Below are 23,212 nucleotides of genomic sequence, written 5' to 3'. Positions count from 1 at the left end.
TGAAATCACCAGCGGACGTCTCTTACCAGCGGACCAAGAGGCGAATGGTCACGTAGAACACCAACAAGGATGCCGCACCGGCCAACAGCGAAACGATCAAGAACCGGTTGCCGATCCGCAAGTCGACCGGTTTGCCCTGGGGCGTTGCGTCCAGCGGGATGTTGACCGCAGCGGCCACGAGCCCGAGGATCAAATACGTCGGCGCGACGAACTGCCGCGAGATCGTCAGCATGGCGGCGATGCACCCCATCAAGGCCGCAAACAGGAACCCGCAAACTCTGGCGTGTTCAATGACTGAATCGTCAACGGTATCCATCCGGTCGCACGTGAGATCACCCGTCTGGCGCGATCGTCCGGGTCCGAACGTCAAGGGGCTCTGTTGCCCGTGAGTTTGCGTCCGATGGCGGATTGCATCGGTGGGCTCGTTGATCGGCATCGGGTCGGCGGGTCGATTCTCACGCCGGCGACGCCAAGACCACAGACCGATCCCGGCGGCCAAAAAACAGGCGACGAATGCGGTGCCGCCGAAGAACCCCAATTCCGCGAAGCAGTGCAAGAACGAGTTGTGCGTGACGACGCCGATTTCATCGACGATCAACCCTTCGCCCAAACCGAACAGCGGGTATTGCCGCCAGACTCCCATGCTGTCCGACCAGATCTGAATTCGATCCTGCCCCGTGCCTTCATGAATCGCGTTGACGTCCGACATCCGGCTGGAAAAGGCCAACGCCATCAACGAGAGGGCGGGGAGTGCCAGCACGCTCAGTTTGCCGCCACGAAAGTAGCACAATCCGGTACTGATGGCACAGATCAATGACAGCAGTGCACCGCGTGAATGGGTCAATGCCAAGGCGGACATCAGCACGGCGGCGGGGATCAGCCAGCCATAGCGGACCAAGCCGGTCCGGGGTTTGGTCAAAAACGAGGCACAGAACACGAGTCCGGTGACCAGGATCAACCCCAGGTCATTGGGATCTTGAAAGATCCCAGTTCCACGAATCCGCTCGACCTGTTCGGCCGTTCCGTCTTGAACCACGCCGCGGTCCTGGATCGATTCGAGTGCAGCGATGGAGAGGATTCCGAAATGGTCCAGCAACACCAGCGTCGCCATCGTCGTGATGGTGATCGTCAACCAGCGGACAAAAAACTCCAGTCGCGCCGGCGTGTTGACCAGGCCGGTGATCAATGCATAAAGCGCGATCAATTTCCCGACTTCGTAGGTCGACATCCGGGCTGCCCACAGAAAGCCGTGCGAAAGATGCGACACGGCGACGGCGACCAGCAACACCAGCAGCGATGCGGTGACCGGGCGTTCGATCAACTTGGCGTTGCTGATCTGGTTCAGACACGCCCGCGCCGAAACGATCATGCAGGCCACGATCAAGAACTGATAGATCGGCCAGTTGTCCAACGCAGGAACCAAGTCGGCCGGGCGGACAAACAACGTCGCCGTTGTGGCCAACAACAACGCAAATCCCCAGCCGTGACGGTCATCGACGTCGCCGTCGATGCGAGGGATTGTGTTGTGATCGGTGGTGTTGAAAACCGCCGTTGCCATCTCGCTTGTTGCTTCCTTGCCGCGCGTGGATTGTCGAATGATCAGTGGACAGGCCGGATGCCTCTCCCACATCGCTAACGCAGGTACTCGATTTCGACTTGTTCGAGACGGTCGTCGTCTCCAGGCTCGGATCCGATCTCGTACCACTTGTCCGCTTCGGTCGCTTCGGTCGATTCGGTTTCGATCTCCGGGGCGACGGCCTGCAGGTCAATGTTCGCCATTTCCACGGGGACCTCGTGACCGGTCTGTTCGATCGGAGCGGGCAACCCCTGGCCGCTTTCGTTCAGATACCATTCCTCTTCGACCTGCTCGTAATGGGTCGGCGATTGCCACGGGTCACAGGGATCCAGGGCGGTCCAGTTGGTTTCGCGGTATCCGGCGTTGTTGACGATCGAATCGTAGGCCGCGGGCGTGACCACGCCGGGTTTGCCGCGAAGCTGCCAGGACTGGCAACCGGCCAGCGTCAACACCAGGCCGGCCAGGGCCAGTCGGCCGATCGCGAGCGGTGTCGATCGTTTGTGTGTGATTGAGGTGAGACGATGCTGCATCTGTTTATGCCGGGCTATTGGCCGAACCCAACGCCTCCGCTGGTCTTGTCAAGCACTTTGCCGGACAACCGCGAGGCGGTCCCGGTGCCCAGCAGCGTGAATCCCAGGATCCGCTCCAATGGCGACGTGAACTTGGCGATCGCCGAATCGATGGCGACGAGTTTGTTGTGCGCGATGAAGATGCGGTCGCCGGGCAACAGCTGGTAATTTGTGGTGACATCGGCCATTTGTGTGATCCCTTCCCAATCGATCGGCAACATCACGCTGGTGCCTTGTTCGCGATTGGGCCGGGCGACCCACATCCGACTGGACGAGACATAGCTGGTGCCGTTGATCTGGCTGAGCGCGTCGATCACCGTTTCACTGCCGGTGTACGGCAGACGAACCAATTCGTCCCCCATGCCGCCGCCTTGCGTGACCACATAGACGGCCTTGCTGTTGTAGGCATAGACGGACACCGAGACTTTCGGATCGCTGAACTCGCTGGCCATCTGAGCGGCGATCGCATGACGGGCCTCGTCCAACGTCAATCCGGCCAGTCGGACCGAACCGTATTGGCCGAGTGTCACCGTGCCGTCGGGACCGACCAGATGTTCGCCGGCGATCGGTTGGATTCCCGCCACGCCGATCAACGACATCGAAACGCCGGGTTGTTGCAGCTGAGTCTTCAAGTGGGCTTCGATCTGACGCGTCGCCTGGTCGACCCCCAGCCCGGCGACCTCCACCGCTCCATAACTGAATCCCAATTGGATCACGCCACCCAAGTCGACCTGGTAGTCACCATCGATCGGTTCGCCGGGAAATGTCCCGCTGACACTGATCGTGACCAGATCACCGGGTTGCAGCGCATGTTGTTCTTGAGACACGTTTTGCTGGACATCGATCGTCAGAATGTCCGGCGGCTCGATGCGATACATCGGCACGGTCACCTTGTCCAACTCGCGCGGCACAAAGGCGACCGCGGCTTCCGAATCGCACCCCGGTTCCATCATCGACGTCAATCCGTTCGGCGCGTCAGCAACTTGCATCAGCTGACACCCGGTACTTGCCAGCGCGCATACCGATAGCAGCCCGAGGGCGAAGCGTTGCAGAGGTCGGACGACGGAATTCACGTTGTTGATTGCTATGGAGAGGGGAAGATTGAGGGGAGCCTGCCGATCGGCACTAACGCCGGGCGTTGCCGGAACGTGCGATCGTTCAACGACGGTAGGCGGAATTGAATTGATAGTAGTGCAGGTAGTTGTTGAAGGTCCCGCCACGCCCCGTCTGTGTCCGCTCGGATGAGGCGGACGTTCCGGTCGCGGATCGATCGAAGGCACGCTGGAGCTTTTGCAGCTGTTGGAACTGCCGCGTCTGGTTCTGGCGTAGCTGCTGCCGCGGCTGCACGAACGAGTGATACGGACTGAGGATGCTGTTGTCGCTGCGGAGCAAGTCCAGGTAGGGCGACAGTCGCTGTTGGTAGGGAGAATGGCCCGCACGCGTCGAACCTCCGCCCAGCCGACCGGCCGGCGCCTGAGCGTGGCTCTGCGATGCCGGCAACAGCACGGTCAAACCGATCCACGCCAGGGTGATCGATCGGGCGGCAGTCTTGCGAAGTTGTTTGATCATTGCGGATTGTCCACAGGTTGTTCCAGGCTTACCCACCGTATCGTCTGCTTAACCGGCATATCTTTCCTCCGTTCTGAAAAAAACGCCGAATTGTCCTGAGATCCCCTCAAGCCCGGCCCTGTAAAACACCCTGTCCAAACGCACGGCACAGAGTCCCGTCGCAGCACAGAGCCCGTAGGCATCAAGCTAAGAATTAACCCTCCCTGGCAGGGAGGGTCGAGCGTAGCGAGGGGAGGGGCGATTGGTGGTATTAGAGTGCTTTCGAGCCACAGCGCCCCCTCCCCGCTCCGAGCGCTCACTCCTGAGCGCCCCCTTCGGACCTGCGGGTTTCTGCGGGTTCGTCCCAACGAACCAGTCCTAATGAAATCTCCTCCTGGGCGGGGCGCGCGACAATTGGATGGTCCGGCGGGGTCAGTCGCACCGATCGACAAGGAACCGTTGCGTCCATTCCATCGACTCACAGAATTCACTCGTGCACTCGCAGTTGCAGGCTATCGGAGCGCGCTTCCGTCGCGTCTGGCGAACAACATCGCCCGGCGATCACGCCCGCTGGGTGCTGGTTCTGGTCTGGGGGGCGTTGGCATGGTGCAGCTACCGTCATGTGGTGGGTGATTTGGTCGGGCAATGGCGATTGAACGCAAGCTATTCCCACGGTCCGATCGTCCTGCCGATCGCGATCTGGCTGTTGTGGATGCGACGATCGTCCATGCCCAGCGTCCAGAAACCCTGGCTCGGCGCACTCGCGTTGCTTGTAGCCGCTCATTGCCTGCTGTGGCTAGGCGGATACTTCTATCTGCCCGCCCTGGAGCGTTGGAGCCTTCCGCTGGCCTTGAGTGCGATGATCGGGTTGCTGGCCGGTCGGCCGATGCTGCGCTGGAGCCTGCCGGGGGTCTGCTTTTTGGCGTTCATGATCCCACTGCCGTTTCAGCTGGAAATGTTGGCAACGCAATGCTTGCAATCGGCGTCGGCCTGGGGCGGCTGTTACCTGCTGGGGCTGACGCAGACGTTTGCGATCACCGACGGCTACACCGTCACGACGGCCAGCGGTGGCGTGGGGATCACGAAGGATTGCAGCGGGTTGCGGATGACGGTGGCGGTCGCGGCCTTGGGCTACGTCATCACCGTGTTGAGTCAACGGGTGCGGGGGCGAGAACGGGCGCCGGGGCGAGCGCGAGGCCGATGGCAGTCGGTCGGACACGCCGCGGTGGAATTCGGCACCGTGATGCTGGCGGTGGTTCCCGTGGCAATCGTTGCCAACGCGGCTCGCATCGCCATCGTCGCATGGGTCGCGGACCGCTATCAAGATGACGCAACGACCGGCTGGACCCACGAGATCGTCGATTGGTTGGTCTTGCCGTTTTGCGCAATGTTGTTCTTCGCGCTGCGGGCCTGGATCGCGAGCGCCGCTGAAATGTTGCGAACCCTGGGGTCGCCGAGTACCGCTTGGCGACAATGGGGCAAGGTTGGATTTCGATTGGCGGGCGTCCCCGCGGTGCTTGCCGGGATGGCTCTTTTGACGATCGGGCACCATGCGGCTCTGCGAGATCGGCTGGCCAATCAAACCCTGTCGGCAGCGCGGGATCATGAATCCAATGCCGACTGGGATCAAGCGGCGTCCTGCTACGGCCGACTGCTGACGCTGCAACCATGGCGGGTCGAGCCGCGCTATCGCTACGCGTGGGTATTGCTTCAGGATGCGGAAACCGCGGACGAGCGGATGCGGGCCTTTGACCAGTTGGCCGCGGTTTTGAATCAGTCCCCCGGCCATCTGCCGGCGTTGCGATCCCATTTGGAATTGGCGTTGGATTTTGATCTGGCCGATCCGGCGCTTCGCAGCGCGGCACGTCTTTCCGCGGCCGCCCCCACCGACGTCGCTGCACAACGTCTGTGCATGGAAGCCGAATTGCGTTTTTCCGCCGTCGCCGATTCGGAATGGTCCCTCCAACGATTCAATCGCTCGATGGAGCATTTGGGACCGGCGACCGATTGGCGTGACCGGTTGGCCATGGCAATCGCCCAGTACTGTTGTGACCATCCGGATTCGATCGACCGCCGCAGGGCGAGTGAATTCGCACCGGCCATCACCCGAGCGGCCGGTCAAATCGATACGGCGCCGGCGTATTTCCAGGCTTGGCGGTTCGCGCATCTGTTCGGAACCGACGCACCGTCGATTGAACTGGCTCGGTCGCGCATCGACGGTGATTGCCCCCCGCACGTGGCCTATCGAATCTACTTGGCGTCGGCGCGAGATGCGGGATTGGAAAACCGAGGCGACGACGTAAAACGTTTGCTTTGGAAAGCGATCGAGCAGAGGCCCGAGGATCACGCGGCCTACGTGATCCTGGGGGATGTTTATGCCAGCGGCGCGCAGCGTTCCCAAAGACAGTGGCCGCAAGCCACGGCGGCTTACCTGCGGGCGTGGCGACTGGCTGGGAATCGCCCGTTGGACCTGGGCGTGAAACTGGCCGAGGCGCTGCTGCAGTCCGACCGACACCAGGAATCCGCTCATTTGGTAGCGCAGTTGGTGGCGGACGACAACCATGCGTTTCACGCCGCCAGCCGTCCGCTGCGAATCCGGCTGATGTTGGTCCAGGCCCGCTTGGATCTGCACGCCGGTCGGCACGATGACGCATTGGCAACGATCCAGCGATGCCAAACGCTGGTCGCGATGCACGCTTCCTCGTCTGCAAAGTCAGCCCGCCGCAGGCAGACCCTGCAATCACTGCAGCTCCAATGTCTGGTTCGATTGGGCCGATATGGTGACGCGGCCCGAGTGTTCGAGTCCCGCGCCGCGGAAAGTGCCCACATGGCCGAAAGCGACCGTGCGGCCGATCAATGGACGGCAGCCGCGCGAGCCTGGCGCAGCGACGGCAATCGGCCGGCGGCGGAGGATTGCTACCGCAGCGCTGTCGCCGCGGCTGGGCGCGACGGACAGTTGTGGTTGGAATTTGTCAGTCTGTTGCACGACCGATACGGCCCCGGCGGGGCGATCGAGGAGATTCGTTGGCGGCAGCAGCGCCACGGCCAGACTGCCCCGCCGGCCGACCAATTGCTCGCCCAAGCCTGGGAGATGGTGGGCCGATCGGATCAAGCGATCGGTCACTATCGCAGTGCCGCCGAGCAAGACGTCCAAGATGTCGCGGCGTTGGCGATCGCACTGGCGCGGCACGGCCGAGCCGAGGAAGCGGTCACCCTGGTTGCCGCCCCGGGTTGGGCGGTCGACGCGTCGCTGCGAGCCCACACGGCAGCCGTCGTCGGCGTCAGCGCCGTCGAGCTTTCCCCGTCACTTGCTGCACGATTGGAACCGATCATCCGCGGCGGACAATCGCGGGCGATCGGCGACACGACGCTGCTGACGGCGATCGTGGATTGGTACACGCGGCGGCAACGGCCTGCCGCCGCAATGGAGTTGCTCGACCGAGCCGTCACGGCGGACCCACAAAACGTGATCGCGGCAAACAATCTCGCCATGCTGTTGGCCGATCAAGCCGGTGATGGTCCGCGAACGCAACCTCGGTCGCGGGCACTGAAACTGATCGATCATGTTTTGGAACAGACCGGCCCCCAGCCGGCTTTCTTGGACACGAAAGGCTGGATCCTGGTGCAGATGGATCGTGCCGACGAGGCGTTGCCGCTGTTGAAACAAGCAGCCGACGCGTCCGACCCGACCGATCCCATCACGCACTTGCATTTGGCCACCGCCTACTTGGCCGTCGGGAATCGTGATCGGGCAAACGACTCCTTCAACGTCGCTCGATCGGGCGCGATCCGCCAGAACCAGCTCAATCACAGCGAACGACAGGCGTGGACGCAGTTGCAAAATACATTGATGCAGCCGACGGAAATGACGGCACAGGCCCCCGGCGATCGGAGCGCAAGCTGATGGAGTTGATTTTGACCCGATCGAAAATCGCCGTGCTGGGCTGCCTGCTGTCGTTGACCAGTTGTCTGGTGACCTCCGGCTGGCGCACCGCACCGCCTCCGCGCTGTGCGTTTGAGCCCGCAGCAACGCTTGGCCCGTGGCAGTTGCTTGAACGCGACGAGCTGGAGCCGAGAGAATTGGAGATTCTGCAGGCGAGCGACCATTGGCGGGCGGCGTATCGGCATCCGCAAACCGGGCAAGTGGTGGTGGTGACCTTGATCGCAGGTGCGGCAGGTCCGCTGGCAAGCCACTCGCCGGAGACCTGCTATGCCCGCCAGGAATATCGCTCGCTCAGCGATGCGGTGGTCTGGAAGCTTCCCGAAACATCGGACAACTTTCGTTTCCAAACCCTTCATCCCCGCAACGTGGACCAGCCCGCGCTGACGATCGCCTATGGATGGCATGATGGGACGCGCTGGAGTTCGCCTCGCTCACCCCGGTTTCAATTTGCCGGCCGGCCGACGTTGCAGCGAATGTTGGTCACGACACGCCACCCGGGCGGGCTGACGGCCGCAGCCCGCCAGACGCTGCAACAAGTCCTGCAATGGAGCGTCAATGAACCACATCCACCGTCGCAACCCCAATTGGCCGGCGTTGCGATCCCGCCTCCCACCCTGAAATAGCCCGAATCGATGCCAACGGTGAACCGTTCGACAAAGACGATGACAAGACGAATCCACGATCGGTGGCCTGGGGGCTGTCGTGCGCTGGCCTGTCTACCAATGGCAGCCTGTCTACGAATGGCAGCCTGTCTACCAATGGCAGCCTGGTCGCGGTGGGCCATACGCACCAGGTTAAAAGATGGAGTCGTCAATCATGTAAGCCACCCTCCCTCTGGGAGGGTAAATTGTCAAAAACCGCACGCCCCCTGCCGGGGAGGGTTGAATCTTCGGTGGATGCGTCGGGGGCCCGGGGTGCTGCTGCTGCTGATACTGGGGGCGGTGTCGTTGCCATCGGCGACGGCCGGTACGATCCGACACGACCGCGCCGATTCCAGTTACACCAGCTTGGCCGCCAGCTATCCCGCGGTGGGTGCGTTGACGTGGAGCAATATGATCTGCTCGGCCACGTTGATCGACCAGGATTGGATCTTGACCGCCGGGCACTGTTTGGACGCCGACGGTTTTTCGGCCAGCGACTGGACGTTCGACTTGACCGACAGCGGGGGCGGAGTCCACGTGGGTGCCGAACGATTTGTCTATTCGGGCTGGACCGGCGACCTGACCACCGGGACCGATATCGCGCTGCTGCGACTGGCGACGAGTGAATTGAGCGTGACGCCGGCGACGATCAACACCAACACCTCGGAAGTCGGGCAAACCGCGACGCATGTCGGCTATGGGGTCACCGGCACCGGCGTGACAGGCATCACCGCACCGGCCGGCACCAAGCGGGCCGGGCGAAACGTCGTCGATGTCGACGGCAGCGTCGTCGGGGGCTACAGCGACGACATTTTGTTCGAAGACTTTGACAGCGGGTCAGCGGGCGACAACTTTTTCGGGACGGCGACCCAGCTGGACCTGGAGTACCTGATCGCCGGGGGCGACAGCGGCGGCGCGGTCTTCATGGACTTCGGCAGCGGCGACGTCCTGGCCGGCGTGCACTCCTTCATCGCCAGCGTGGACGGCAACACCGACGCCGACTATGGAGACCTGGCCGGTTCGATCAAGGTTTCCTCGTACGCCTCCTGGATCACATCGACCATTTCCGCCGGCAACGATCCCGTGGCGCCCGAATTGTCATCCTGGATGATGTGGATGGTGCTGGGCGTCGGGCTGTTGATGGGCTCGCGGTCGGCGGCGCGGAGGCATCAGGCGACGGAAACTTGCGGGCCCGATTCGCGTTTGAGTTCGTCGATGCGGCCTCGAACGTTCTCGTAATTGACGTCGCTAACCGTTTCGACTCGCAGCACGTTGGCACCGGCGGCTTTGGCGGCGGCCAAGCCATATTCACCGTCTTCGACCACCAGGCACTCACCCGGTAAACACCCCAGCCGTCGGATCGCCAAGGAGTAAATCTCCGGGCTGGGTTTGGGCTGCGAGACGTCTTCATTGCTGAGCGTGAAGGACAGCAAGGACTCGAGCGTGGTCAACTGCATCAACCGATCGACGGAGCGACGGATCGAATTGGAGGCCAACGCCAGGTCATAGCCTTCGTCGCGAAGTTGCCGGAGCGTTTGCAGGTGGACGGGATTGGGTTGACAAAGCCTTTCGGCGGTTTCCAACAAACAGTGCTGCTTCATCTCGTTGACGAAGTCGCTCAAGGTGTGTGGAAAGCCGTTCTCTTTTGCCAGGATGCGCAGCTTTTCGCGAGTCGGTAAGCCATCGAAACGTTGGTGGTGTTCGAATTGGCTGATTCGATAACCAAACAGTCCCAAAGCGGTATTGAGCGCTTCGAAGTGCCACTGCTTGGCATCGACCAAGACGCCGTCCATGTCAAAGATGATTGCCTTGATCACTTACGTTGCCCTCCCTGGCAGCCGATCAAAATTCGTGGGGAAAGTCTGTACACAACATCAACCTGCCTGGTTGCGGGTCATGATCCGGTGGAGTCGTTTGCAAAAACGTACGTAGTTCGTCCCACCAGGGCTGTGGGTCTCGACCGTGCAACTCGGGCGAAACCAGACAAACGTCCAGTCCCGACGCCAAGTGCTCGCGGACGAGAGCGGTGGAATACCAAATCGTCGAAAACGAATCCAGCCAGATCCCCTTGATTGGCGAAGTTGAGGAAGTATTTTTCAACAGCGTCGGCGATTCGAACTCACTTTGCCGCGAAAAGCAGCGCATTTTGAGTTTCGAATAGGCCAACATGTCTGGGATCGCCATGTCAAAGACGAAATACCTGTCCAAATTATATTTTTTTAGCAATTGGTCGACGATGGCGGATAACCCATCGGCTTTGACGTTCAACGCCAGCGTTCCCGTCGCCTGACAGTTTTGGTACAGAGCCAGGAACTCTTCAAACGTCAGTTCCGGTTGCGTCGCTCCACCTGGCGGGTCATGGCTGATCACGACCGTCCCGTTGTGATCACGAAGATCCGTTTCCACGCCGAATCCTGCGGCAAAAGCCCGCTCGAATGCGACGCGACGGTTCTTTTCACGCGGTTCGGTCCAGAGTCCGCGATGAGCAAGACGCTCCATTTCAATCATTGTTCTGACATTCCGATTGAAGTCGTGTAGTGATCTTCGCTAGAAGTGCGGCAGATTCTCCTCGATGGGGACGACATTCTGTGTCGACACGTCCTTCGCTGCAATTGCACAACAAGAAGAAGCACTGATGAAGAATTTTGGTCGAGCACTTGCCGATGCGCTAGGTTTTTGGCCGCTGCTGCTTGTCGCGACCCTGTGTGCCGTCGGCAACGGTGCGATCTGGGGATTGAATATCGGCGCGCTTTTCCCGGTCATCAAAGTCACCATGGTCGGTGAGTCGTTGCAGGACTGGGTCGAGGGTGAAATCGCCGACAGCCACGCCCGGATCGCGGAAATCGACCACGAGATCGCCGATCTTCGCGCCAACGTCAAACCGGGCAGCGAGCGGGAAATCGAACTGGAATTGCTGCAGTCGCGCAAGAATGCCGAGCAAGCCGGACTGGATTCGTCGCTGAAAATCCAACCCTATATCGACCGCTACATGCCCCAAGATCCGTTCCAAACGGTTCTTTATGTGATGCTGGGCGTCTTGTTCTGCACGGCACTGAAACACATCTTCCAGTTCGCCAACACCGCGATCGTGGCGCTGATCGCCGCCCGGATCACGCGGCGGATTCAAACCAGGATCTTCTCCAAGGCGCTCACGCTGGATCAAACCAGCTTCGCCGGCCACACCAGCAGCGGTTTCGTCGCCCACATCACCTACACGACCAATATGCTTTCAAATGGCATTACCAGCGTTTACGGCGGTGCCGTGCGAGAGCCGCTGAAGTTGGCATCCTGTTTGATCGGTGCGGCAATCATCTGCCCCCGATTGCTGTTATTGACCATGCTGGTCGTCCCGGTCGTCTTCGGCCTGCTATACCTGGTCAGCCGATCGCTGAAACGCGTTTGCCAAAGCCTGCTGGAACGCGCGATGGGGCTCCATCACGTGATGCTGGAATCACTCAATAACATTAAGACCGTCCAGGCCTACTGTCGCGAAGACCACGAACAGGAACGCTTCGACAAAGCGACCTTGGACATGCAACGATTCACGATGCGGATCGTCAGTTTCAACGCGTTGAATCGTCCCCTCACTGAATTGCTGGCATTGGGAATGATGAGCACGGCGATCGTCGCCGGGTCGTATTTGGTGATGAACCGGGCGACAGACATTTTCGGGATTCAGATCACCAGCCAGCCGCTGGGGCCGGCATCGATGATCGTGTTTTTCGGGATGTTGGTCGGGGCCAGTGACCCGGTGCGGAAACTCGCCTCGGTGATTGACGGGATCAACACGGGGGCGGTCGCGGCGAACTTGCTGTACCCGATGTTGGACCAAACCAGCCAAATTGTCGAAGCGGAGGACGCGGTCACGACTGCCCGTCCCCATCGCAGTTTGACGCTTGAAGGCGTGCATTTTGCATACGAGCAAGGCAATCCGATCCTGAGTGACGCGTCGCTGGAGATTCCCCACGGCAGCACCGTGGCGGTGGTCGGCGCCAATGGATCGGGCAAATCGTCGATGATCAACCTGCTGTGCCGGTTTTACGATCCGCAGGGCGGTCGGATCTGCCTTGATGATGCAGACATTCGGCAGATGAAGCTCAAAGACCTGCGTGGCCGGATCGCGTTGGTGACCCAGAACACCGAATTGTTCAACGAGGATCTGTATTACAACATCGGGTACGGATCCGAAGGGGCGACGCGGGACGAAATTGTCGCCGCGGCGCGGGCGGCCCATGCCGAGTCGTTCATCGAAAACGAGCTTCCCGAGCGGTATGAAACGGTGATCGGCCAGGACGGGCACCGATTGAGCGGTGGCCAGCGGCAACGCATTGCGCTGGCCCGGGCGTTGATCCGCGATCCCGACATTCTGATTCTTGACGAAGCGACCAGCCAAATTGATGTCGAGAGCGAGCGGTTGATTTTTGACACCATTCGCGAGCAATGCCAGCATCGCACGGTGTTTTTCGTCACGCACCGCCCGGGCATGCTGGACATCGCCGACATCGTGCTGCGTTTTGAGAACCAGAAAATTCTGGTGCAGCGTGGCCCCAAGGTCGGCGGGGACGAGAATTCGGCGAAAGCGGCGGCCTAACTCGCTGTGATCAACCTTGTCGCCTGTCGACCGGATCGGATATACCGCAGACCCCCCGTGCCTCGATCCTTTTGAAGACCAGGATCGGGCGATTGACTCCATGCCCGAAGCCCCCGAACAACGAGGCAACCATGGCAGACTCGGCAAGCTGCGAGATGTCCACGAATGTGACCAAGCACCGGCTCCGCGATTTCGTCGGCGGCTGGTTGGTCGGACACTTTCAACCCGCACTGATCGCGAACAACGACGTCGAAGTCGCGGTCAAGCTCTATCGGGCGGGAGACCACGAAAAGAGTCACTACCACGCCGTCGCGACGGAATTCACCGTGATCGCCTCGGGGCGTGTTCGAATGAACGACCGGGAATACGTTTCCGGCGACATCATTCAAATCGATCCCGGGCAGTCGACCGATTTCGAAGCCCTCGAGGCGACCACGACCGTGGTGATCAAAACCCCCAGCGTACCTGACGACAAATTCATCGATGCGGACGATTCAAGGAGGTCTCCCGATGCTTAACATTGTGATCCCGATGGCGGGCCATGGCTCCCGATTCCAGCAGGCCGGCTATCAAGACCCCAAGCCGTTGATCCCCGTCCACGGTGTGCCAATGATTCGTACCGTGATCGACAATCTGCGGCCGTCCTGTGACCACAAATTCTTCTTCCTGTGCCAGTCGTCGCACATCGAGGATTATCCGTTGGAGTCGATCTTGCGAGAGGCGGCCCCGGGGTGTGAGATCCGGACGCTTGATCGTGTCACCGCGGGTGCCGCCTGCACCGTGCTGTTGGCCAGCGATGGGATTGACAATCAATCGCCGCTGATGATCGCCAACTGTGACCAATGGATCGATGCCTCAATCGACGATTACTTAAAAGCGGGAATGCGCAGCGGCGTCGACGGATTCTTGATGACGATGAAGGATGACTCACCGAAGTGGTCCTACGTCCAGCGGGATGACCAGGGCGAGATCGTCGGCGTGATCGAAAAGGAAGTGGTGTCGGACGAAGCCACCGTGGGGATTTACAACTTTGCCCACGGTGCGGATTTCGTCGACGCGGCGAAAGACATGATTCGCCAGAACGACCGTTCGAAGAACGAATTCTACGTCGCCCCGGTGTACAGCCGACTGATCCGTGCCGGCAAGCGGATCGAAACCGCGTCGATCGGCGATGCCGGCCGAGTCATGCACGGTTTGGGAACACCCGAGGATCTTGAAAGGTTTGTCCGTCGCGGGTTTGAATCGCGGATCCGTGCTGCCGCGGATCAGGATATCGGCAGTCGTCGCGAAGCGGCCTAGCCGTCGCCGCCGACTCGCTTCCCCCTTCACCGGTCACGAGTATCATCATGTGGAAATGGGAATGGATCTGTTGGTTCGTCAACTTGGTCTCCCGCGATCCGGAGGAGCGGGTCCGCCGCTATCGTCGCTTGATCGAACGCCTCTCACGGGAGGCGGATTTGGATGGCGGGTGGTGGCGTGTGTTTCACGACTATCCCAAGAAGGCGGTCCCCAGCACGGCCTCGCTGTCACACCCCAACAGCAGTGACCACCCAGACGGATCGACCGCGATTGTCGTCCAAGGACCGGTGATCGAGCGTGATGATTTGACGATCGAAACTCTGGCACTGTATCGCAAGACGATGCCTCACTCGCGGCTGATCCTTTCGACTTGGGAAGGCACGCCGACCGAGGTGATCGATCGGATCGAATCGCTAGGGGTGAGCGTGGTCACCAGTGAGATGCCGAGCGACTGTGGACCACACAACCTGAACCTGCAAATCACGACCACGCGACGAGGATTGCAGGAGGCCGAAAAACTGGGGTGTCGACACGCGATGAAAACCCGCGCCGACACCCGTATCCACATGGCCGACGCCGATACATTGTGCCATGATTTGCTGAGAGAATTTCCCTTCCAAGGGACCGGCGATCAGACGCAACGCATGATCGTCTTGGATTTCGCCACGCATCTCCATGTCCCTCATCATCTGTCGGACATCATGATGTTCGGCCGAACCGAGGACCTGCTTGTGTATTGGTCCGCCGACGGCCGGTGCCCCGGCCTTGCCACCGACCAGACCAAACAACTCAACGGGGTGCCGCTGCACCGGATCCCCGAAATCATCTTATGCCGCAGCTATTTGCAGCGGTCGGGAATCGAAGTGACCGAACAGCTCGACCACTGGTGGGAATTGTTGGCCGAACGCTTTCTCGTGGTCGATCGTGCCATGATCGACCTGTTCTGGCCGAAGTACAACTACAACGTGAATCAAAGGCTCGAAATGTGCGGTGAGAACAACCGCAACGCCCTGTGCCATTTCGCCCAGTGGTTGCAACTACGTTCGCGATCTCTGGCGCCATCGGTCTCCGCCGACCAAACCCAAAGGCATGTTCGAAACCCGGCCGCGTGAAGGGGACGCCGACACTCGTTTCACGTCAACGCAACAACAGGGAATGCACGATGAATAAAACAAAGCTGCTGCTGTGGGCCATCGAGCGGACTTCGCGGTCCGCGGAGCATCGCGCTCGCCGACTGCGCAAACTGTCAAATTTGATCGCGAGCGAGACGGAGGATCAGATTGCGTCGAATCGCAAGATCCCGCAGCGACCAGGGTTGAGCACCGTGTCGGTGTCGGCAGATTTGCCAGGCACTGACGATCGACACCGCACGGCCGTGGTCATGCAAGGACCGGTGATCAGCCGTGATGACCTGACCTTCAAAACGCTTCAACTGTACCGCCAATCGATGCCGCACGCGGTGCTGATCCTGTCGACCTGGAACGACCTGCCGGTGGAAAACCGGAAACGTATCGAACAATTGGGCGTGCGTGTCGTCGAAAGCGTCCTCCCAAATCATCGCGGGCCGCAAAACGTCAATCTGCAGATTGCATCGACGTCGCGGGGAATCCAAGAAGCCCACGCGATGGAGTGCCGGTATGTCTTGAAGACGCGCACCGACACCTGGATCAATCAGTGTGATGCGGATCAATTCTGCCGAAACCTGATCGATCGGTTCCCGCTTACGGTCCCTCACGGGGCGGGCGACAACCGACAAACCGCACGCATCGTGACGCTTGATTTTGCGACACGCTTGTACATCCCCTACCATCCGTCGGACATCATGATGTTCGGACGGACGGAAGATCTGCTTCGCTACTGGACGCCTGACCTTTTCGGTCCCGAATGGCAGTACACGTATGACGACAACTTCGGGCATTTAGCCGGCCAGCCGCTACCGGAGACGATGATGTGCGAAAAGTTCCTGCGGTCCCAGGGCGTCGAACCCAAAGGCACCATTGCGGACTGGTGGAACACCCTCGCGGAACGTTTTATCGTCGTTGACCGACCGATGATCGACCACCGCTGGCTGAAAGAATTCACCAATTCCGAAGAGCCCCCGGAACGAGTTCGCGATCGTTCCAACATGGCGGTGTGTCATTTCACGCAATGGATGCAGATGCATTGTGGACGCGCAGAACCGATGGCAGGTTTGGCCACCCTCGCCTCGCAATCGCTGTACGCCCCCCTGCTCGGCGAGAATGACAAGCCACACGCAGCCTAGGCATCCGCTATCGCCTGCGGAAGAGCTGAGCCGAATGGGAGTGAACAATCCGCGGTCAGCGTAACGGATCGAAGCCAACGTTGACCTTGCACAAGACATTTCTGTACTCTCGCGCAACGATGACCCTGTCGGTCGATTTTCTTAGATTCAAAAGGACAAACCGTGTCAAAACTCCTTCAGTACGCCGATAACCAGCGAACGCTTTACTCAAGGATCACTGAGAGCGTCGATGACGCCAAAGGTGCTGTGGGACCGCGTTATGATTCGCTTCGACGCGAGGCGGTCAACTATGCGGAGTACATGATTTCGCAGTACCGAATTCGCAAACGCCAATTCGCACAGCGTGACGATCGGTTTGTCAGCAACCTGCGTCTGCTCGATTTCGGTTGTGGAGTCGGTCGGGTGATGGAAGCGTGTCGCGAAATTGGTGTCAAACACGTCGACGGATGTGACATCAGCCGAGAGATGATTGAACATGCCAAGGCCTCGGATTATCTGCAGGGGTCGCAATTCTTTCTTTCGTCCGGATTTGACGCCGGAGCCGCACCTGAGAATCATTACGACATCGCGTATTCATTCCTCTGCTTGCATCACATTCCGATGCGACAAACGCGGATCGCAATCCTGGAGGCGCTCTGCAAGTCGCTCAAGCCGGGAGGAATGATCTTTGCCGAACTGAGGGTCTTTCCGGGGGCGACTGCGAGCAGGATCCCGGTGAACCACGCGCATTGGACCGAAAACCGACCGGCACGTGACACCAATAGCGCTGCCGATGTTTGGGTCACCCGCGACAGCCTCGGAGAGTTGGTCGAAGATTTTCGACTCTTCTTCGATGACATTGGCGTGCAAGAGTTCGACCTGAAGCAAGATCTATACGAGTACAAAGCGGATGAGATCTATCAGCTCGGTTACAACGAATTGTTCGTGATGGCCAGCAAGGGTGCAGAGCTCAGAGACAACATGCAGGCCCCGACATAGTACGTCGTCAGCATCCCGTCGACTGGCCAACGCAATCCGATCGGAAAGCGACCAGTCGACGTGCACCTGCGTGCGGGGACCCAACGGGCCCAAACGCGGCAATTTCTTAGCGATCGGTCGGCCGCCGATTTTCATCCCGCTCCTCAGCGTCCCCGCCCGAGCGATCTTGTTCTCGATCTCGCCGTACCACGATCTCCTCGTCCTCCTCCAAATCGGCGTCGGAGCCCGTCAATTGAGACGCCGCGGATTCGATCGCGCGGATCAACGGAGTGTTTCGAACGTTTGATTCGTCGCGGCGTGCCACCGTCGCGATCATCCGCTCCGCGTTTTTGATCGCCTCGCGCAAGTTTCGCTCCGACTCCTCCGTACGGTCCACCGCGTGACGCCCGATGGCCGAGTACAGGCTGCGCGCCACCTCAGCGAGGCGGGTGTCCAGGTAGTGATCGGCCCGCCGATCCGACGCGGGGCCCGCCGGGCCGATGCCGAACGTTGTCGCGCGATCCAGATCTGCAGGGCGGCCCAGATCTGCAGGACGGCCTGGGCGATTCAGTTGCCGACGCTCCCCATGATCCCGATTGGGGTCCGGTCGCCAATCATCGTCGTGATTGGCAGGCGGTTGGGGACGGACCGGCGCCGCGGGCAGCGATGGAGACGGCATCGTTCTCACGGTGACATCCGTGTGAACGTCACCACCACGGCGGCGATTCGCGTTCATGTCCCAGGCCAGCGGATCGGGTTGACGCAACAATTCGTTCATCCGTCGCTGGATGATCTCTTCGCGGGCATCGGCGCGGGCCTGGTGTTGCGATTTCAACTGCTCAAGTCGTTTGCTGAGCTGTTCGATCTGCTCATGTTGTTCGGCGCTCATCGCTTCGAATTGGTCGTCAAGCATGCCGCGAAGCTCTTCCTTCAGCTCTTCGGTCTCGTCGTCCGGTTTCGCAGCAGCGATCCGCTGTACCAAGGGACCGATTTCGCGTGTGTGCGGCAGCGGTCGGATCTGGCCAGCGGGCATGCCGCTGACGTCCGCATACCGTCGAATCGATCTCTCGTAACGGACATGAGTTTCTGGGATTCGGCGCGTCACACCATCCTCGACCACCTCGCGATAGCTGGTTTCGACTCGCGGCCGGATGATGATCTGCTCGGGCGCATCGAGCATCAAAGCGTCTTGTGCGGTGATCGGCGGCGTCAGCGAGACGATGCCGATCGCCAAAGCGCAGGTCGTCCCCGCGGCGACGAGAATGGAATAGCGTCTGAGTTTCGGTTCCAACATGTGATGCGTCCTTTGTGATGCGAGTAACAGAAAACAAGTCGTGCTGAAGTCTCCGGTAGCGGAACTCGCCAAGAGTTTCGATCCTCCTGGCCGAATCGCCGTCCAAACGTTGCAACCTTCGCCGGAAGGTGGATCTCCGGCAAGTTCCGCGCTCTGACGAACGCGAAGGCGTCACTGTGCCGCTGTCCCGCTAGCCGGTTGGCCCCGATGTCGACGATCATCGATTGATTCGAAGCCAACGGTGTCGAGATTCAGGTCGCGTTCCAGTTCGTGCAATGAGTCGCGGATCTGTTGCAGTTCGACAGGCAACGCGTCCCAATGCCACGACACATCGGTTTCGATCGGAGCCGCCGATCGCTCAATCGCTGTGACGGACGAGCCCGAGGAGGTCTGCCCCGTCGATAGAGTCTCGGGGGAATCGACTCCCGGCGTGCTTCTATCATCGGAGCCTTGCGGTGTTTGCTGCCGCAGCAACGGCAGCGATCCGCCCACCATCAACAATGCGATCGCGGCGATCATCGCTGTGATCGTCGACTTGGTCTTGAGCCGGTGGGGCGGGCCGAGCCGATCCGGCAGCGGATAGCGCGAAGGGTTTCGGACATGGGCTTCCGTTTCGCGGAGCAGTTGTGCGGCTTCGGCGGCTGATACGATACGCGCGTTTGGGTCTTTGACCATCAACAACCGAACCAGACGATCGACCCAGGGTGGCAAGGATTCGACGCGATCGACCACGGGTTGAACCGGTGTGTCGATGACTTTCCGCAGCACGGCGATGGGCGAATCGGCGACGAACGGCGGACGACCGGTCAGCATGGCGTACAACACGCTGCCCAGGCTGAACAGATCGCTGGCCGCCCTAACCGCTTCGCCGGCCGCCTGTTCGGGACTCATGTACTGCGGCGTCCCGGCCACCATCCCGCTGACGGTGACCGTGGCGTCGTCGATCGCGCGGGCCAAGCCGAAGTCGCCGATCAAAACGCGCGGGCTGTTCTCCTCCATCAGGATGTTGCCGGGTTTGATGTCCCGGTGGACCACGCCGCGCTCGTGCGCCGCGGCAAGTCCCTCGGCGACTTGAGCCGCGATCCCGAGCGCCGCTTCCAGATCCAGCGGACCTTCGCGGTCGATCCGCTGTTGCAGACTGCGCCCGGCGGTGACTGATCCGACTAGCGGCATGACCAAATAGGGCGGATGTGAATTCTCGCTGACGCTATAGATCGGCATGATCGCCGGATGCACGATCGCCGCCGCCGCGCGGGCTTCCCTGGCAAACCGCCGACGCGCCGGCGCCAACCCGGCCAAATGAGGTGCCAGAAACTTGATCGCAACCGGACGGGCAAGTTGTTCATCAAAACCGGCCGCGACCACGCCCATCCCGCCCGATCCGATCACCGAATCGATTCGATAGCGATCGATGTGGCCAAGCGATCTGGAATCGTCTTCAGGCGATCGTTGTACGATCGCTCGCAGCCAGGAAGTGGTCGTGTCGTCCGACGGAATCTGTTCCGGTCGCACCGCGTACAGGGTGGCCGTCGCGTGTCGGGTGGATTCGTCCGCCTCAAAAATGCTCCGCGTTTCCGTCCACAGCGCCGGGGCGGCGGCGAGTGTCTCCAGCCGATCTCGGCAAGGCGCGCACACCGCCAAGTGATCCTCGGCGACCGCTTGCATCTCCGCCGAGAGCGATTCGTCCAGCAGACCTTTCAAGACGTCTTCATCACAATGGCTTTGATACGCCTTACCCCACGAGGATCGATTGACAGCAACCATTTCACTCCGCCTCCCGCAGTTCGATGAATTCTCGGATCCGTTTCAGGACTCGGCAGCGCGCCACATACACCGCGCCTTCACTGATGCCCAGCTGCGACGCCACCACACGTGCCGGATGGCCTTGCACCGCCGTCCGCCAAAACGCCGTCCAGCTCGTCGCCGACAGCTCACGTTGGAGGTGCTCGGCGGCACAGCGAAACAGTTGCCGGCGGTGCTCCAAATCGAATTCCACCTCAAAGGGGTTTTCCGAACCGTCGGCCACCTCCGCAAACGGATCCGACTGGCCACCCACGGGGCAGGCGGTCGCGGCAAGTCGTCGAAATCGATCCACGACGACGCGCCGCGTGGTTTGGGACAGCCAGCCTCGGAACGACCCAGACGCCTCCGGGTCGAAGCGGTCGATCGCCGCGGCAACTCGCAGCAGAACCTCCTGGACGATCTCACGGGCATCGGCGTCCTGCAACTGTCGTCGCCGGGCCAAACGGTAGATCACCGGCTCGTAGATCTCCAAAAACTCGCTCCACGCCCCGTGATTTTCACGGTCACGCAACCGCAAAAGCAGGCTCGGTCGTGTGATGGGAAAGGCTGACACTGGATCAAACGTTCATCAGATGAAAGCGGCAGACGAGGCTTCTATTGTTGTACACGGACGAATCGGCGGGGTCTTACAAGAAAACCTGGGAGAAAAGCGCTGCGGACCCACTGCGGTGTCCGAGGTTGACGCGCGGCAAAGCTTCGCTTTTTCGTGCGCCGAGTTCGGAGAACACGGCGACTCTCCTCGATGCCTCGTTCCCGATCTCCGCCTGGGGACGGGATTATCGCCATCGCGATTTTTTTTGCAGTAGTTTTGTGACGAACCTGCGGGTTGTGGTGGCGGATGGTAAGATGGTTTGCCCATTACCGGCAGGGCGTCTGTGAAAACGCCCTTGAGAGTAAGAGAAACGTCCCTCCTTTTTTTGCCTCCCTTTCTGTTGGAGATTCAACGCATGTCTCGTTTGATGTTGCCTTTGGCTGTATTTGGTTTGCTGGTCTGTTCGGTGGTTTCGGCCGAGGAGTCGGCAAAGAAGAAGAAAGCCGCAAAGGGCTTGAAGGCTGGCGATGCGATCGGAGCGTTCTACGTCACGAAAGTCTGCGGTGCCGAAGATGATGGCGTCGAGCAAGGTGAAAAACTTTGCTATCGCTGCAAATACGGCTCGCGCCCGATGGTGATGGTGTTCGCACGCGACACCGGTGGAAAGCTCAATGAACTGGTCAAGGAAATTGATGCGGCGGTCAAAGCGAACGAAGACGCCAAACTGAAAGGCTTCGTGACGCTGATGGGCAAAGACGCCGATGCATTGAAAGACGTCGCCACCAAGGTTGCCGAAACCTCGGGTGCAACCGCGGTTCCGGTCGTCATCGCAAACGACCACGAGACCGGACCGAGCAACTACAAGATCGACGAAAAGGCGGCCGTGACGGTCGTGATCGCCAACGACAGCAAAGTCGTCGCGGCTCGCAAGTTCAACAAAGCCGACAAGGTGAACGTCGCCGCCGTGATGAAAGCGGTCAACAAGGCGATCAACTAGTTCACCGTTCTTCGTTGGTCCTTGAAACACACGCTGGAGAGCACGGTCGTTGATTCGGCCGTGCTCTTTTTTTGATGCCGCATTCGATAGCTGCCTCCAGCCGCTAGAAATCGTTCAGCCATCCGCCATTGCCGACCGATGTGCGGAAGACACCCACCGTTACAGATCCAATTCGTCCAGCGAATCGATCAAGCGATCCAGGTCGTCTTTGGGCTGGGCCATCAAGTCCTGTTGACGGCGCTGCAGTTGCTCGTCGATTCCGACGGCGGTGCGGCCGGCCAGCAGCAATTGTTCGTCGCGTTCGCGGGCGGCCGTTGCGATCGCATCGTCACCGCCATCGGGAGCACCGAACAACTTCGACAGGTCGATCTTGAACCCTTCGCTGCCACCGGTTTCGGCCCCCGCGATCGCCGGCGCTTTGTGTTGTGGGAAAATGATCGCGTTCTCAGGACAGACCCGACTGCAGGCCGGACACCCTTTACGACAGTTGTCGGGTTGTTCGACAAGGATCGTTTCGGCCGCATCGACCCCATAGACGCCGAACAGGCAAAAGTCGACGCACTCCATGCAGTTGGTGCAGCGGCTGAAATCGATCACCGGATACCAGCGGCGGGACGTCGTTTCATCGACCTGGACGATTTGGCCGCCGACGATCGGCAACGAAGTCTCGCCGGACGACGATGCGTCGCCGGAGGTCATTTCCTGGGAATCGTCTTCCCCCAGGACCAGCCCCCGGATCGCTTCGGTGAACCGTTCCAGACTCTGCTCGGCCTTTAAATCGATGCAGTGGATTTGACGCTTCGGGCGGGGATACAAATCGGCAACGCGATCGACATCCGACTCGGCCGGCTCGGCTGATTCTTCGTCCTCGTCGTCGGCGTCTCCGATCGCCACCGGGACGAATTGCCCGCGAACGCCATTTCGGTCCAACACCCAATGGGCCGCCCGGGGAAAGATCCACGAGACGACGATCAGGTTGCCTTCCAGCTCGGACAGCTTCTCAAGCGACTCTCCGCCTTTGGGCAAATCGTACAGGTGCGGAACGACCAACACGTCGGCACCTTCGAGCACCGACGCCGCATCGGCGATGGATTGTTCCAGCGAACGTTTGGCGGGGTTGCGGGATTGTCCGCGTGAAACCACCACCGTCCAGGTCGGCGTTGTTGTCGAATCGGATTGCGAGCTGGGAGAGATCATCC

General features: G+C 60.3%; 20 protein-coding genes. 10 read left to right on the top strand and 10 right to left on the bottom strand.

Features of this window, described 5'->3' with window-relative positions; translation table 11 throughout:
* Window positions 1-22 precede the first annotated feature (22 nt).
* From H1B37_RS01215 to H1B37_RS01200, 4 genes are all read right to left on the bottom strand, one after another.
* Entirely contained in the window at window positions 23-1,558 is a 1,536-nt protein-coding gene (locus H1B37_RS01215; RefSeq protein WP_182864772.1) for an O-antigen ligase family protein, read from the bottom strand.
* A gap of 74 nt (window positions 1,559-1,632) precedes the next feature.
* Window positions 1,633-2,106, bottom strand: coding sequence for a hypothetical protein (locus H1B37_RS01210; protein WP_182864771.1), 474 nt, complete (start codon window positions 2,104-2,106; stop codon window positions 1,633-1,635).
* Window positions 2,107-2,120: 14 nt separating this feature from the next.
* Entirely contained in the window at window positions 2,121-3,134 is a 1,014-nt protein-coding gene (locus tag H1B37_RS01205) for a polysaccharide biosynthesis/export family protein (protein ID WP_182864770.1), read from the bottom strand.
* Window positions 3,135-3,303: 169 nt separating this feature from the next.
* Complete coding sequence (locus H1B37_RS01200) at window positions 3,304-3,714, bottom strand: hypothetical protein (protein WP_182864769.1); 411 nt, start codon at window positions 3,712-3,714, stop codon at window positions 3,304-3,306.
* Window positions 3,715-4,267: 553 nt separating this feature from the next.
* Here H1B37_RS01200 and H1B37_RS01195 point away from each other — a divergent pair.
* The 3 genes from H1B37_RS01195 (at window position 4,268) to H1B37_RS01185 (ending at window position 9,516) form a co-directional block, all read left to right on the top strand.
* Entirely contained in the window at window positions 4,268-7,597 is a 3,330-nt protein-coding gene (locus H1B37_RS01195) for an archaeosortase/exosortase family protein (RefSeq protein ID WP_182864768.1), read from the top strand.
* An 11-nt stretch (window positions 7,598-7,608) separates the two neighbouring features.
* A complete protein-coding gene (locus H1B37_RS01190; RefSeq protein WP_182864767.1) occupies window positions 7,609-8,259 on the top strand; it encodes an exosortase-associated EpsI family protein in 651 nt (216 codons plus the stop codon).
* A gap of 273 nt (window positions 8,260-8,532) precedes the next feature.
* Window positions 8,533-9,516 carry a S1 family peptidase gene (locus H1B37_RS01185; protein ID WP_182864766.1) on the top strand — a complete coding sequence of 328 codons (984 nt, stop codon included), beginning with the start codon at window positions 8,533-8,535 and terminating at the stop codon, window positions 9,514-9,516.
* Here H1B37_RS01185 and H1B37_RS01180 read toward each other — a convergent pair.
* Entirely contained in the window at window positions 9,447-10,094 is a 648-nt protein-coding gene (locus H1B37_RS01180; RefSeq protein WP_182864765.1) for an HAD family hydrolase, read from the bottom strand. The genes H1B37_RS01185 and H1B37_RS01180 overlap by 70 nt on opposite strands.
* Window positions 10,095-10,119: 25 nt before the next feature.
* On the bottom strand, window positions 10,120-10,776 hold the full coding sequence (locus tag H1B37_RS01175; RefSeq protein WP_182864764.1) for a PI-PLC domain-containing protein: 657 nt from the start codon (window positions 10,774-10,776) through the stop codon (window positions 10,120-10,122).
* A 136-nt stretch (window positions 10,777-10,912) separates the two neighbouring features.
* On the opposite strand from H1B37_RS01175, the gene H1B37_RS01170 reads away from it, so the two are divergent.
* The 6 genes from H1B37_RS01170 to H1B37_RS01145 all read left to right on the top strand — a co-directional run bounded on the left by H1B37_RS01170 (window position 10,913) and on the right by H1B37_RS01145 (window position 17,408).
* Entirely contained in the window at window positions 10,913-12,868 is a 1,956-nt protein-coding gene (locus H1B37_RS01170) for an ABC transporter ATP-binding protein (protein ID WP_182864763.1), read from the top strand.
* A gap of 155 nt (window positions 12,869-13,023) precedes the next feature.
* Entirely contained in the window at window positions 13,024-13,386 is a 363-nt protein-coding gene (locus H1B37_RS01165; protein WP_220497975.1) for a hypothetical protein, read from the top strand.
* The gene (locus H1B37_RS01160; protein ID WP_182864762.1) at window positions 13,379-14,167 is read left to right on the top strand and encodes a glycosyltransferase family 2 protein; all 789 of its coding nucleotides are present in this window, start codon (window positions 13,379-13,381) and stop codon (window positions 14,165-14,167) included. Before H1B37_RS01165 ends, H1B37_RS01160 begins: the two co-directional genes overlap by 8 nt.
* Window positions 14,168-14,214: 47 nt before the next feature.
* The gene (locus H1B37_RS01155; RefSeq protein WP_182864761.1) at window positions 14,215-15,279 is read left to right on the top strand and encodes a WavE lipopolysaccharide synthesis family protein; all 1,065 of its coding nucleotides are present in this window, start codon (window positions 14,215-14,217) and stop codon (window positions 15,277-15,279) included.
* 50 nt (window positions 15,280-15,329) lie between these two features.
* Window positions 15,330-16,430 (top strand): WavE lipopolysaccharide synthesis family protein, encoded by a 1,101-nt coding sequence (locus H1B37_RS01150; RefSeq protein WP_182864760.1) that lies wholly within the window; start codon window positions 15,330-15,332, stop codon window positions 16,428-16,430.
* A 162-nt stretch (window positions 16,431-16,592) separates the two neighbouring features.
* Window positions 16,593-17,408: a class I SAM-dependent methyltransferase gene (locus tag H1B37_RS01145; protein WP_182864759.1), complete on the top strand. Its 816-nt coding sequence runs from the start codon at window positions 16,593-16,595 to the stop codon at window positions 17,406-17,408.
* Between the two features lie 106 nt (window positions 17,409-17,514).
* Here the strand turns inward: H1B37_RS01145 and H1B37_RS01140 are convergent, their stop codons facing one another.
* The 3 genes from H1B37_RS01140 to H1B37_RS01130 form a co-directional block, all read right to left on the bottom strand.
* A complete protein-coding gene (locus tag H1B37_RS01140) occupies window positions 17,515-18,681 on the bottom strand; it encodes an OmpH/Skp family outer membrane protein (RefSeq protein ID WP_182864758.1) in 1,167 nt (388 codons plus the stop codon).
* 171 nt (window positions 18,682-18,852) lie between these two features.
* Window positions 18,853-20,445: a serine/threonine-protein kinase gene (locus H1B37_RS01135; RefSeq protein WP_182864757.1), complete on the bottom strand. Its 1,593-nt coding sequence runs from the start codon at window positions 20,443-20,445 to the stop codon at window positions 18,853-18,855.
* Window position 20,446: 1 nt separating this feature from the next.
* The gene (locus tag H1B37_RS01130) at window positions 20,447-21,037 is read right to left on the bottom strand and encodes a sigma-70 family RNA polymerase sigma factor (RefSeq protein WP_182864756.1); all 591 of its coding nucleotides are present in this window, start codon (window positions 21,035-21,037) and stop codon (window positions 20,447-20,449) included.
* A gap of 394 nt (window positions 21,038-21,431) precedes the next feature.
* Here H1B37_RS01130 and H1B37_RS01125 point away from each other — a divergent pair, with 394 nt between their 5' ends.
* The gene (locus tag H1B37_RS01125) at window positions 21,432-22,013 is read left to right on the top strand and encodes a hypothetical protein (protein ID WP_182864755.1); all 582 of its coding nucleotides are present in this window, start codon (window positions 21,432-21,434) and stop codon (window positions 22,011-22,013) included.
* 159 nt (window positions 22,014-22,172) lie between these two features.
* On the opposite strand, the gene H1B37_RS01120 is transcribed toward H1B37_RS01125, so the two are convergent.
* Complete coding sequence (locus tag H1B37_RS01120; protein ID WP_182864754.1) at window positions 22,173-23,210, bottom strand: 4Fe-4S dicluster domain-containing protein; 1,038 nt, start codon at window positions 23,208-23,210, stop codon at window positions 22,173-22,175.
* Between the last annotated feature and the right edge of the window lie 2 nt (window positions 23,211-23,212).

Origin of the sequence: Stieleria mannarensis, from assembly GCF_014154935.1 — a bacterium.
In the GTDB taxonomy this organism is placed as follows: Bacteria; Planctomycetota; Planctomycetia; order Pirellulales; family Pirellulaceae; genus Stieleria; species Stieleria mannarensis.
Note: the sequence above shows the minus strand (reverse complement) of the source record. Positions and strands in the feature narration are given on the sequence as shown.

Coding starts and splice junctions, on each gene's coding strand:
- H1B37_RS01135 (WP_182864757.1), bottom strand. CDS start 20,445: ATGGTTGCTGTCAATCGATCCTCGTGGGGTAAGGCGTATCAAAGCCAT.
- H1B37_RS01205 (WP_182864770.1), bottom strand. CDS start 3,134: ATGCAAGTTGCTGACGCGCCGAACGGATTGACGTCGATGATGGAACCG.
- H1B37_RS01165 (WP_220497975.1), top strand. CDS start 13,024: ATGTCCACGAATGTGACCAAGCACCGGCTCCGCGATTTCGTCGGCGGC.
- H1B37_RS01210 (WP_182864771.1), bottom strand. CDS start 2,106: ATGCAGCATCGTCTCACCTCAATCACACACAAACGATCGACACCGCTC.
- H1B37_RS01125 (WP_182864755.1), top strand. CDS start 21,432: ATGTCTCGTTTGATGTTGCCTTTGGCTGTATTTGGTTTGCTGGTCTGT.
- H1B37_RS01140 (WP_182864758.1), bottom strand. CDS start 18,681: ATGTTGGAACCGAAACTCAGACGCTATTCCATTCTCGTCGCCGCGGGG.
- H1B37_RS01160 (WP_182864762.1), top strand. CDS start 13,379: ATGCTTAACATTGTGATCCCGATGGCGGGCCATGGCTCCCGATTCCAG.
- H1B37_RS01150 (WP_182864760.1), top strand. CDS start 15,330: ATGAATAAAACAAAGCTGCTGCTGTGGGCCATCGAGCGGACTTCGCGG.
- H1B37_RS01185 (WP_182864766.1), top strand. CDS start 8,533: ATGCGTCGGGGGCCCGGGGTGCTGCTGCTGCTGATACTGGGGGCGGTG.
- H1B37_RS01200 (WP_182864769.1), bottom strand. CDS start 3,714: ATGATCAAACAACTTCGCAAGACTGCCGCCCGATCGATCACCCTGGCG.
- H1B37_RS01155 (WP_182864761.1), top strand. CDS start 14,215: ATGTGGAAATGGGAATGGATCTGTTGGTTCGTCAACTTGGTCTCCCGC.
- H1B37_RS01120 (WP_182864754.1), bottom strand. CDS start 23,210: ATGATCTCTCCCAGCTCGCAATCCGATTCGACAACAACGCCGACCTGG.
- H1B37_RS01170 (WP_182864763.1), top strand. CDS start 10,913: ATGAAGAATTTTGGTCGAGCACTTGCCGATGCGCTAGGTTTTTGGCCG.
- H1B37_RS01215 (WP_182864772.1), bottom strand. CDS start 1,558: ATGGCAACGGCGGTTTTCAACACCACCGATCACAACACAATCCCTCGC.
- H1B37_RS01175 (WP_182864764.1), bottom strand. CDS start 10,776: ATGGAGCGTCTTGCTCATCGCGGACTCTGGACCGAACCGCGTGAAAAG.